This is a genomic window from Streptomyces sp. NPDC058697 (genome assembly GCF_042715345.1).
GTDB classification, from domain to species: Bacteria; Actinomycetota; Actinomycetes; order Streptomycetales; family Streptomycetaceae; genus Streptomyces; species Streptomyces liliifuscus.
Map to the genome: position 1 here is coordinate 85,517 of NZ_JBHXSU010000030.1, position 10,477 is coordinate 95,993.

A 10,477-nucleotide genomic window follows, 5' to 3' on the forward strand; every position below is an offset into this window, starting at 1 on the left:
GCTCGTGTCCCTTCTCGTAGCCGCGGGCACCGACCCCAACCAGACCGTCCTCACCGGGGCCCTGGTGCTCGCCATCCCGATCGCCGTGCTCGGCGGACTCGTCTCCTTCTTCTCACCGTGCGTACTGCCGCTCGTGCCCGGCTATCTGTCGTACGTCACCGGCGTCGGCGGCACCGACCTGGGTGACGCGAAGCGCGGGCGGATGGTGGCGGGCGCCTCGCTCTTCGTGCTGGGTTTCTCCGCCGTGTTCGTCTCCGGCGGCGCCCTCTTCGGGTACTTCGGCTCGACGCTGCAGGAGCACCAGAGCGTCCTCTCCAAGGTGCTCGGCGGGCTCATGATCGCCATGGGCATCTTCTTCCTGGGCCTGATGCCCTGGCTCACCCAGCGTGAATTCCGCTTCCACAAGCGGCCGGTGGCGGGCCTGGTCGGGGCCCCGGTGCTCGGCGCGCTCTTCGGGATCGGCTGGACGCCCTGTATCGGACCGACGCTCGCGTCCGTGAACGCGCTCGCGTTCGACCAGGCGAGCGCCGGCCGCGGGGCCATACTGACCATCGCGTACTGCGTCGGTCTGGGCGTGCCCTTCGTCCTCGCGGCCGTCGCGTTCCGCAAGGCGCTCGGCGCCTTCGGCTGGGTCAAGCGCCACTACGTGTGGGTGATGCGCGTCGGCGGCGGAATGATGATCGCGACCGGTCTGCTGCTGCTGACCGGCGCGTGGGACAGCATCGTGCAGGAGATGCAGGGCTGGTCCGACGGCTTCACGGTGGGGGTCTGATCGATGAGCGCGACACGGGACACGGACGTGCGGACCGGCGGGGCGACCGGCGGGGCGGCCGGTGAGGGGAACGACACCGCCGCGACCGACACCGCCGCGACCGACACCGCCGCGGCTCGGGACGCCGGTGAACTCGGCGCCGCCGGGGCGCAGCTGTCCACCGCGCCCCGGGACACGGTCGTACCGGGCTCCTTCGGCGGTGTGCGCGGTCCCGGCGCGGCGGGATGGCTGGCGTGGACCGGCCGCGAGACCGTCGGCTGGGCCCGCTGGTTCTGGCGGCAGCTGACCTCGATGCGGGTCGCGCTGATCCTGCTCTTCCTGCTCTCGCTCGGCGCGATCCCCGGGTCCCTGATCCCGCAGTCGGGCCAGGACGAGACCAAGGTCGCCGACTTCATGAGCCGGCACGAGACGCTGGGGCCCGTCTACGAGAAGCTCGGCCTCTTCAATGTCTACAGCTCGGCGTGGTTCTCGGCGATCTACATCCTGCTGTTCATCTCGCTCATCGGCTGCATCGTGCCCCGCACCTGGCAGTTCGTGGGCCAGCTGCGCGGCAGGCCGCCGGGCGCCCCGCGACGGCTGAACCGGCTGCCCGCGTACACCACGTGGCGTACCGAGGCCGCCCCGGAGGCCGTCCGCGAGGAGGCCCTGAAGCTGCTGAAGCGGCGGCGCTTTCGCGCGGATGCCGCCGGGGACGCCGTCGCCGCCGAGAAGGGCTACCTCCGGGAGGTCGGCAACCTCGCCTTCCACATCGCGCTGATCGTGATGCTGATCGCCTTCGCCTGGGGCCAGCTCTTCAAGTACGAGGGCAACAAGCTGATCGTCGAGGGCGACGGCTTCGCCAACACCCTCACGCAGTACGACGACTTCAAGTCCGGCAACCTCTTCAGCACGGACGACCTGGAGCCGTTCAGCTTCGTCCTGGACAACTTCAGGGGTACGTACGAGCCGAGCGGGCCCAACAAGGGCACCCCGCGCACGTACGAGTCCCACGTCACCTACAGCGAGGGTTCCGACGGCAAGGAGAAGCGGCGGACGATCAAGGTCAACGAGCCGCTCGACATCGACGGCACGAAGGTCTACCTCGTCAGCCACGGGTACGCGCCCGTCGTCACCGTGCGGGACGGCAAGGGCGAGGTCGTCTACCGCCAGGCCGTGCCGCTGCTGCCGCTCGACTCCAACGTCACCTCCACCGGCGCGATCAAGGTCATGGACGGCTACCGCGACGCCCAGGGGAAGAAGGACCAGCTCGGCTTCCGGGCCTTCTTCCTTCCGGCGTACGGAGGGGCGAACACCGCGGTGGTCTCGCAGTTCCCCGCGCTGCTCAACCCGGTGCTGAACCTGGAGGCCTTCCACGGCGACCTCGGCGTGGACTCGGGCCTTCCGCAGAGCGTCTACCAGCTCGACAAGAAGAACATGAAGGGCTTCAAGGACTCCAAGGGCAAGCAGCTCAGGGAGAACCTGAAGCCCGGCGAGACCATGCAGCTCCCGGGCGGCGCCGGCTCGATCACCTTCGAGAAGGAGATCAAGGAGTGGGCCGGCTTCCAGGTCACCGAGCAGCCCGGCTCCGGCTGGGCCCTCGCCGGAGCCCTCACCGCCATCTTCGGCCTCGCCGCCTCCCTCTTCATCCAGCGCCGCCGCGTCTGGGTCCGCGCGACCGCCGGTCCCGACGGCGTCACCGTCGTCGAAATGGCCGGCCTCGGCCGCAGCGAGTCCGCCAAGGTCCCGGAGGAACTGGGCGACCTGGCCGGGATCCTGTACGACCTGGCCCCGGGCGCACCGGACACACCGGACGACACCGATGCCAAGTCGGAGCCCGGCCCGGACCAGGAAGCAAAGACCTCCACCCCCGAACCCCCCGCCGTACCTGCCGCCGAAGGGGCTGAGACGAAGTGACTCTCGCCGCCGCAACCGACCTCGCCGCCGCGACCAACGAAAACCTCGCGAACCTCAGCAACACGCTGATCTACTCCGCGATGGCCGTCTACACGCTGGCCTTCTTCGCCTACATCGCCGAATGGACCTTCGGCAGCCGCAGCAAGGTGAGCCGGACGGCTGCCGCGCTGACCGCCGGCAAGGACGCCAAGGGCAAGAAGGCGGCGGCTCCCGCGGTCACCGTGAAGAACGCGGGCGGTACCGCCGTGCTGGAACGGCCCAAGGTCGTCACGCGGGCCGCCCCCGGCTCCCGGGACGTGCCGGACGGTCCCGGCGCGCACGGCGGGGACGAGCAGGGGGACCTCTACGGGCGTATCGCCGTGTCCCTGACCGTGCTCGCCTTCCTCATCGCCTTCGGCGGTGTGCTCACACGTGCTCTGTCGGTGCAGCGGGCGCCGTGGGGCAACATGTACGAGTTCAACATCACCTTCTCGACCGTCGCCGTCGGTGTGTATCTCTCACTGCTTGCGATGAAGAAGAACGTCCGCTGGATGGGCCTCTTCCTGGTGACCACGGTCCTCCTCGATCTCGGTCTCGCCGTCACTGTCTTGTACACCGCCAGCGACCAGTTGGTTCCCGCCCTCCACTCGTACTGGCTCTACATCCACGTCTCCACGGCGATCTTCTGCGGTGCCGTCTTCTACGTGGGCGCGGTCGGCACGATCCTGTACCTCTTCAAGGACTCGTACGAGAACAAGCTGACGACCGGCGGGAAGCCCGGCCGTTTCGCCACGTCCGTGATGGAGCGGCTGCCCGCGTCGGCGTCGCTGGACAAGTTCTCGTACCGCGTGAACGCCGCCGTCTTCCCGCTGTGGACGTTCACGATCATCGCGGGCGCCATCTGGGCCGGTGACGCGTGGGGCCGCTACTGGGGCTGGGACCCCAAGGAGACCTGGTCCTTCATCACCTGGGTCGCCTACGCCTGCTACCTGCACGCCAGGGCCACGGCCGGCTGGAAGGGCCGCAAGGCCGCGTACATCGCGCTCATCGCCTTCGCCTGCTGGCTGTTCAACTACTACGGCGTGAACATCTTCGTCACCGGCAAGCACTCCTACGCCGGCGTCTGACACCCTCGTACGACCCGAGGCCGGTTCCATGTGACGTACGTCACGGGAACCGGCCTTCGTCGTACGGACAGGTGGGGGACGTGGAGACGAATCAGGGGGACCGCCCGAGCCGGCGGGAGATGCGCGCCCGGATACGGGCCGGGGACGCGGAGGCGTTCGGCGGGCTCTTCGACACGTACGCACGCTCCGTCTACAACCACGCGTTCCGGCTGACGGGGGACTGGTCGGGGGCCGAGGACATCGTGTCGCTGACGTTCCTGGAGGCCTGGCGGCTGCGGGAGCGGCTGGACGCGGAGGGCGGTTCGCCGCGGCCGTGGCTGCTCGGCATCGCCACGAACGTGGTCCGCAACAGGCGCCGGGCAGCCCGGCGTCACGCGGCGGCGGTGGCACGGCTGCCGCCCGCCGAGGCCGAGCGCGACTTCGCCGACGAGGTCGCCGCCCGCATCGACGACGTGGAGTACCTCAGGTCCGTACGCGTCGCCGTCGACCGGCTGCGCCGGCCCGAGCGCGAGGTGCTCGCGCTGTGCGTCTGGGGCGGCCTCGACTACGCGGCCGCCGCGGAGGCGCTCGGCATCCCGGTCGGCACGGTGCGCTCCCGGCTCTCCCGGGCGCGCACGAAGCTCGCGGCGGAACTCGCCGACGGGCGCGGACAGGTGAGGGATGGCCGCCCGTCCGTGGCCGGGCCCATCCAGGAGGGGAACCAGTGAGCACGATTCCCGAGAAGGACCTCCCGCCGGGCCGTCACCGCGTCCTGAGGGAGCATCTGATGCACGAGATCAACGGGGAGACCCCACCCGAGCCCGTACGAAGGATCTGGCGCCGCCCGGCCTTCGTGGCCCCGGTGGTGGCCGCGGCCCTTTCGGTCGCCGTCGTCATCGGGGCCAGCGTGACCCGGGACGCGGCCTCGGACGGGCCGCCCAGGCCGCACTCCGGGGCATCGGAACGCCCGGAGCGCAGGAGTTCGCAGAGCCCGGCCCATCTGCTGGAGCGGGTCGCCGTGGCTGCCGCGAAGCTGCCGACCGGGGTCGAGGGTGACGAGTTCGTCTACACGAAGACCGACAACTACCACTGGAAGATGGACCCCGAAAAGACGGTGGGGGACTGCGACATGACCTTGGAGGGCCACGACTACGGCGTACGGGAGCGCTGGGAGTCCGTCGACGGTCAGCACGTGGGCCTCTCGCGGGAGCACAAGACCGGCGGCGGGGTCGTGGAGCGGCCCATCGCCAAGCAACTGCCCGGCAAGCACTCGATCAACTTCTACGAGCAGGCGTTGGAACTCCCCACCGACACGGAGGGGATGTACCGCTGGCTCTACGGGCTCGACCCCGGTGAGAAGCCCTCCGGCAAGCGGTCCGCCGACGAGGCCGCCTTCGTGAAGGCGAGCGGTCTGCTCACCGGCAGCCTCCTGCCGCCGAAGACCGCCGCCGCGCTCTACCGGGCCGTCGCGAAGATCCCCGGCCTGATCGTCCTCGAAGGCGCCCGGGACGCGGCGGGCCGCACCGGGGTGGCCGTCGCCATGGACGGAGTCGCCGCCATCGGCTTCGGGCAGGGGGGCGAGCCCCGCTCCGAGCTGATCTTCGACCAGAAGACACTCGCCTACATGGGACAGAGCACGGTGAACCTCTCCGCCCCGGAAAACCGGTGCCAACCCCTCGCGGCGGGCGACCTCGTGGGCTCGGTCGCCATCCTGGAACGGGCTGTCGTCGACAAGAAGGGCGAGCGGCCGTAGGACGGAGGGTGCCCGCTCCGCCTCACCGCCCGCCCTCCACAGCCTGTGGAGAAGAGGCGGCGGGCGGTGGCAGCGGTACGAGCAGGGCGCGGGACGAGACCGTGCCGCCGGGCTCCCAGCCGGTGGCGCGGGCCACCTCCGGCAGGGCGCGGCGCGCGGCGTTGCGCAGGGAGGGGTGGCCGTCGCCGCGCAGCCCGGCGAAGAACGCCACCCGGTCGGCGATGCCGTCGGCCCGGTCCCGCAGTACCGGACCGACCAGCCCTACACCGGCCGTGGCCTGGACGTTGTCGACGAGGACGACCGGACGTCCGGGCCGGTGGGTGCGCTGTACGGCACCGGTGTAGGCGTCGTCGAGATCGGCCAGCAGGGCCCGTACGAGATAACGCTCGGCGTGGGTACGGGAGTCGCCGCCCGCCCTGAAGTGCCCCGAGAGCAGGATCAGTCCGAGCTTCGGGTTGCCGCCCGCGCTCGGGCAGTCGCGGTACCAGGTGGCCGCCTTCCGCAGCCGGCGGTGGGTGGGCGTGACGCCCTCCGAGAAGACCTCCAGGGTCGCCTCGATGATCGGCTCGACGACCGGTCCCGCACTGGACAGCGCGTCGACGAGTCTGGTCGACACCCGGCCCACCCAGCGGCCGGCGAATCCGGCGACCCAGGAGCCGGTGTCGTTCAGCAGCAGGATCTGCTCGGCCTCCCGGCGGATGCGCGGCAGGTCCCGGTCGCGCCAGCCGCCCGCCGCCACTGCCAGCAGCCCTGCCGTGAGCCGGGGGAAGGCGATCCGCCCGGCGCCCGCGACCGGCTCGGCGAGCTGCTCGGCGATCGTCAGGGCGGCCTGCGAGACGGGCGACCAGGCCTCGCCGGGCCGCCGCGCCGGGGGCCGCGCGAACAACTCGTCCTCGCAGTCGATCAGTGCGAGGGGCGTGTGTCCCTCGTAGGCGGCCCGGAGTTCGCCGAGCACCGCGCTCTTGCCGAGTCCTGGCCCGCCGGTGAACACCACGAACGGCGGCTCCTTCGCGTACTCCAGAGGAGTCGGCCCGTGCTGGAACGGGCACAGGCCGACGAGCCGTGCGACGAGGCCGGGCGGATGTGTGTCGAACAGCGCCCCTCGGCCGTGCAGCCCACTGTGCACCGCATCTCCCCCTGGGGCGGTCCGGTTCTCCGTGCTGTTGAGAGGTGTATCAACAGCAGCGCGGGGAGGGGGAGTTGATTCGGACTAGGCCGCATGATGTCCGTCGGCTTGCGAAAGTGTCGCCGCGGTTGGCGGAGAGTGATCGCGGAACCGGTGGTCGTGCGGCGGGTGGATCGTGCCTCGCGGGAGTGCGCCTCGCGAGCGCGCCCCGAGGGCCGTCGTCAGTCCACCGTGATCGAGTCCAGTTTCGCCCGCAGATAGGTGTGCGAGTCCACCGGCTCGTGGGCCACCCGCCCGACCGGGGCCGGGACGGACTCGACGACGGTGCCCGGGGTGCACTCGCCGAAGTAGACGAGGGACATCAGCTCCTCGGCGGGGGCGTCGGCGGGCGGCGGCAGGACGCGGTGACGGCCGGAGCGCCACCGGTCTCCCGTCCAACGGGCCATCAGGTCACCGATGTTGATGGTGAAGGCCGCCGGGTCGAAGGGGGCGTCCTCCCAGCCGCCCTCGTCCGTGTAGACCTGCAGTCCGCCCTTGCCGGCCTGGCGGTCGAGGATGGTGACCGTGCCGAAGTCGGTGTGCGGGCCGATACGGAACTGGCCCTCCTCGGGCTCGCCGACGACCTCCGTGCCCGGGTACCAGTTGATGTTGAAGCCGTAGGTCGGGTGGCTCATGTGGCGGGTGAAGAAGTCGGCTTCGAGGCCGAGGGACGCGCCGAGCAGGTCCAGGAGGTGGTTCTCCAGCTCGGCCATCCTGGCCAGGTACTCCTCGCACAGCGCCCGCAGTCCGGGAGCCTCAGCGGGCCAGACGTTGGGCGCGTACCACTCCGCGTTGGTCTCCGGGTCGTCGAAGGGCTCGTGGGTCGCGAAGGACAGGGACTCCTTGAGGTCGGGCGGGGTCTCGGTGCCCTCCGAGTAGGCGTTGGCCTCGGCGCCCGGGCCGAGCCAGCCGCGGCCGCCGACCTTGACGGCGTACGCCTGCTTCACCTCGGCGGGCAGCCGGAAGAAGGCGCGGGCGGCCTCGCGGATGTCCGCGCGGAGGGCGGGGTCGACGCCGTGGCCGGTCACCAGGAGGAAGCCGGCGGTCCGGAGCGCGGCGTCGACCGTACGCGCGATCTCCTCGCGGGCCGCCGGGTCGCCGGAGACCCAGGGCCTCAGATCGACGGTCGGGATACGGGGGGTGGTGGCGTCACTCACCGATGTCCTCATTCCACAACTCGGGTCGGTCCTTGATGAAGTCGCGCATCAGGGCGGTGCACTCGGGGTCGTCGAGCAGCACGATCTCCACGCCGTGTTCGGCGAGCCAGTCGTGCCCGCCGTGGAAGGTCGCGGCCTCCCCGACGACGACCCGCGAGATCCCGAACTGCCGGACGAGACCGCTGCAGTACCAGCAGGGGGAGAGGGTGGTCACCATCGTCGTGCCCTTGTACGTGCGCTGCCGTCCCGCGTTCCGGAAGGCGGCCGTCTCCGCGTGCATCGAGGGGTCGCCGTCCTGGACGCGCCGGTTGTGCCCGCGCCCCAGCAGGGTGCCGTCCGCTCCGTACAACGCGGCCCCGATGGGGATGCCGCCCTCGTCGAGCCCCGTGCGTGCCTCCTCGACAGCGGTGGCCAGCCATGCGCGTGCCTGTGCCTGGTCCATGCCTTCCACCTTCCTTCGGCCGGTGTACCGGGGCAACGTCCGGAAGGTACCCGGTGGGCGACCAAAGTTGCGGACGCAGAGACCATCGGCCGACGACCGGAAGGGTCCGCGCTCGCCAGACTGGTGGCCGCACCATCGGCGCCGATCGGGGGAGAAGCAGCGTGGACATGGAGAAGAGCGGCCCGGATCCGCGGGACCGGACGGTGGCGGGGCCGGGGGACGCCACCGTGCTCGCGGAGCCGGTCTGGCAGCTCATGCTCGTCTGCGTGGGGTGCGGGGGCGTGGGCGGCTGGCTGCTCACGCTCCTGGCCGATCTGTGGCTGTCGCTGCGCTGGGTGCCGATGAAGGGCCCGGCCCGGCTGCTGACCTCCGTCCCCGAACCCTGGCTCACCGTCGGCGCGGTCGTCGTGGGCCTCGCGGTGGGCCTGCTGCTCGGGGTCACCGCCGTGTACGAGTCCCTGACGGTCCGTATCTCCGACAGGGGTGTCGTTCTCACCGCCAAGGAAGCGGACCGGGAGTTCACGCACGACGAGATCGCCCTGGCGTGCCGGGACGGCAAGCAGCTCGTGCTGGTCGCCCCGGACGGCGGGGAGCTGGCCCGGGAGAACTGCGGCCTCCCCTTGCGCCGCCTCGCCGAGGCCTTCGCCGCGCACGGATACGACTGGGGGGCGCCGCAGCGGGCCTAGGCGGGCCTGGTGATGACCGAGAACTCCACTCCGAAGGGGTCCGTGAGGGTGGCGCTCCGGCCGTACGGGGTGTCCTCGGGGGTGCCGGCGGTGCCGCCCGCGGCGACGGCACGCCCGACGACGGCATCCGTGTCGGCCACCTCGAACGTGGTCGCCCAGACGGACCCGGGGGCGGCCGGGAAGCCGAAGATGCCGCCGATCTCGTGGCCGTCCGGGCGGCGCAGGAAGGTGAAGTCGAGGTCCGGGAGGGTGTTGTTGAGGTCCAGGGTGTAGTCGAACACGGTCGTGTAGAAGGCCCGGGCGGGTTCGGGGTCCGGGGTGACCAGGTCGTTCCGTACGAGCGAGTCGGGCTCGTTCACGATCTCGCAGCCGACGTGGGTCCGCGCCTGCCAGAGGCCGAAGCGGGCGCCGACCGGGTCCTCGGCGAGGGCCGCGCGGCCGTGCTCCCCGATGTCCGTCGGAGCCGTCAGCACGGATCCGCCCGCGTCGGCGACCCGCTTGGCGGTGCCGTCGCAGTCCGCCGTCGCGAAGTACATGGTCCAGCCGGGGTTCGTGCTCGTGTCGGCCGGGGCCTGTGAGATGGCCGCGACGGGGCGTCCGCGCAGCAGGCACACCGTGCCGAGGCCGGTCTTCGCGGAGTCCGGTGCGTACTCCCATCCGAAGAGCGCGTTGTAGAACTCCAGCGCGCGTTCGGGATCGGGCACCCGGAGGTCGATCCACGTGGGCGTACCGTCCGGCTGGATGGTGGTGACGAGACTCATGGGGGGCTCCTTGGTCGGTCATCGGTCGTCTGCCGTCGGTGAACGGAGGTGGTGAGCCCGACGATAGGAGCCGTGTAGGTCGGATCGTGTCCTACACGACCGGCCAGGGCTCATGTCAGCCGTAGGTCGATCCAGAGCGCGCTCTCGCCCGGCAGGGTGTACCGGTCGAACTCGACGAATCCGTGCCGTTCCGCGAACCGCAGTCCTTCCGTGTTGGCGGCCAGTACGACCGTCTCGATCCGCCGGGCGCCGAGTTCGCGGGCTTGCGCGAGCGCCCGTACGTAGAGCTGCTCGCCGAGTCCCTGGTGGCGGTGGGCGGGGAGTACGCGGGCGATCACGGTGGCTGTTGCCGTGTCGTCCGTGGGGGGCCGCACGGTCGTGCACCCGACGAGGACGTCTTCGAGGACGTCGCCGAGGTAGGCGACCTCCAGGTGATTGCGTCCGGCTCGCTCCCGGACCTCGTCGAGGTCCATGGCGGCCGGTGGCACGATCACGTTGTGAACGTGCCGCCAGTCTTCGAGCAGGGGGTCGGTGGTGTCGACCCGTTCGATACGAAGGTCATTCATGGCAGCAGGGAATCCCCGCGGGCGGGCGAACGTCAACCGCGTTCTTCGCCCCCGCCGCCCCTACCCGTCCCGTCCCCTGGGGCTCCGCCCCAGACCCCGTGGGGTTGTGTTGTCGGGTGCGGGTGGGTGGGGGCTTGTCGCGCAGTTCCCCGCGCCCCTAAGGACCTAGGGGCGCGGGGAACTGCGCAGTATTCAGC

General features: G+C 71.0%; 11 protein-coding genes. 6 read left to right on the forward strand and 5 right to left on the reverse strand.

What is annotated here, in order from left to right; all coding sequences use genetic code 11:
- The first annotated feature begins 4 nt into the window (after positions 1–4).
- From ACFWXQ_RS41005 to ACFWXQ_RS41025, 5 genes are all read left to right on the forward strand, one after another.
- Positions 5–772: a cytochrome c biogenesis CcdA family protein gene (locus tag ACFWXQ_RS41005; RefSeq protein ID WP_383940156.1), complete on the forward strand. Its 768-nt coding sequence runs from the start codon at positions 5–7 to the stop codon at positions 770–772.
- Positions 773–775: 3 nt separating this feature from the next.
- The gene (locus ACFWXQ_RS41010; RefSeq protein ID WP_383940159.1) at positions 776–2,665 is read left to right on the forward strand and encodes a cytochrome c biogenesis protein ResB; all 1,890 of its coding nucleotides are present in this window, start codon (positions 776–778) and stop codon (positions 2,663–2,665) included.
- Complete coding sequence (gene ccsB, locus ACFWXQ_RS41015; RefSeq protein WP_383940161.1) at positions 2,662–3,771, forward strand: c-type cytochrome biogenesis protein CcsB; 1,110 nt, start codon at positions 2,662–2,664, stop codon at positions 3,769–3,771. The genes ACFWXQ_RS41010 and ccsB overlap by 4 nt, the downstream gene beginning before the upstream one ends.
- A gap of 119 nt (positions 3,772–3,890) precedes the next feature.
- Positions 3,891–4,478 (forward strand): RNA polymerase sigma factor, encoded by a 588-nt coding sequence (locus ACFWXQ_RS41020; protein WP_383940187.1) that lies wholly within the window; start codon positions 3,891–3,893, stop codon positions 4,476–4,478.
- Positions 4,475–5,503, forward strand: coding sequence for a CU044_5270 family protein (locus tag ACFWXQ_RS41025; RefSeq protein WP_383940164.1), 1,029 nt, complete (start codon positions 4,475–4,477; stop codon positions 5,501–5,503). Before ACFWXQ_RS41020 ends, ACFWXQ_RS41025 begins: the two co-directional genes overlap by 4 nt.
- A 22-nt stretch (positions 5,504–5,525) precedes the next feature.
- Here the strand turns inward: ACFWXQ_RS41025 and ACFWXQ_RS41030 are convergent, their stop codons facing one another.
- The 3 genes from ACFWXQ_RS41030 to ACFWXQ_RS41040 form a co-directional block, all read right to left on the reverse strand.
- A complete protein-coding gene (locus tag ACFWXQ_RS41030; protein ID WP_383940167.1) occupies positions 5,526–6,629 on the reverse strand; it encodes a hypothetical protein in 1,104 nt (367 codons plus the stop codon).
- A 221-nt stretch (positions 6,630–6,850) separates the two neighbouring features.
- On the reverse strand, positions 6,851–7,825 hold the full coding sequence (locus tag ACFWXQ_RS41035; RefSeq protein WP_383940170.1) for an isopenicillin N synthase family dioxygenase: 975 nt from the start codon (positions 7,823–7,825) through the stop codon (positions 6,851–6,853).
- Positions 7,818–8,267, reverse strand: coding sequence for a nucleoside deaminase (locus ACFWXQ_RS41040; protein ID WP_383940173.1), 450 nt, complete (start codon positions 8,265–8,267; stop codon positions 7,818–7,820). The genes ACFWXQ_RS41035 and ACFWXQ_RS41040 overlap by 8 nt, the downstream gene beginning before the upstream one ends.
- A 161-nt stretch (positions 8,268–8,428) precedes the next feature.
- Between ACFWXQ_RS41040 and ACFWXQ_RS41045 the strand changes: the two genes are divergently transcribed.
- Positions 8,429–8,953: a hypothetical protein gene (locus tag ACFWXQ_RS41045; protein ID WP_383940176.1), complete on the forward strand. Its 525-nt coding sequence runs from the start codon at positions 8,429–8,431 to the stop codon at positions 8,951–8,953.
- Here the strand turns inward: ACFWXQ_RS41045 and ACFWXQ_RS41050 are convergent.
- The gene (locus ACFWXQ_RS41050; protein WP_383940179.1) at positions 8,950–9,714 is read right to left on the reverse strand and encodes a VOC family protein; all 765 of its coding nucleotides are present in this window, start codon (positions 9,712–9,714) and stop codon (positions 8,950–8,952) included. The two genes, ACFWXQ_RS41045 and ACFWXQ_RS41050, sit on opposite strands and share 4 nt — an antisense overlap.
- Positions 9,715–9,824: 110 nt before the next feature.
- Positions 9,825–10,280, reverse strand: a complete 456-nt coding sequence (locus ACFWXQ_RS41055; protein WP_383940182.1) for a GNAT family N-acetyltransferase — start codon at positions 10,278–10,280, stop codon at positions 9,825–9,827.
- Positions 10,281–10,477: the final 197 nt, after the last annotated feature.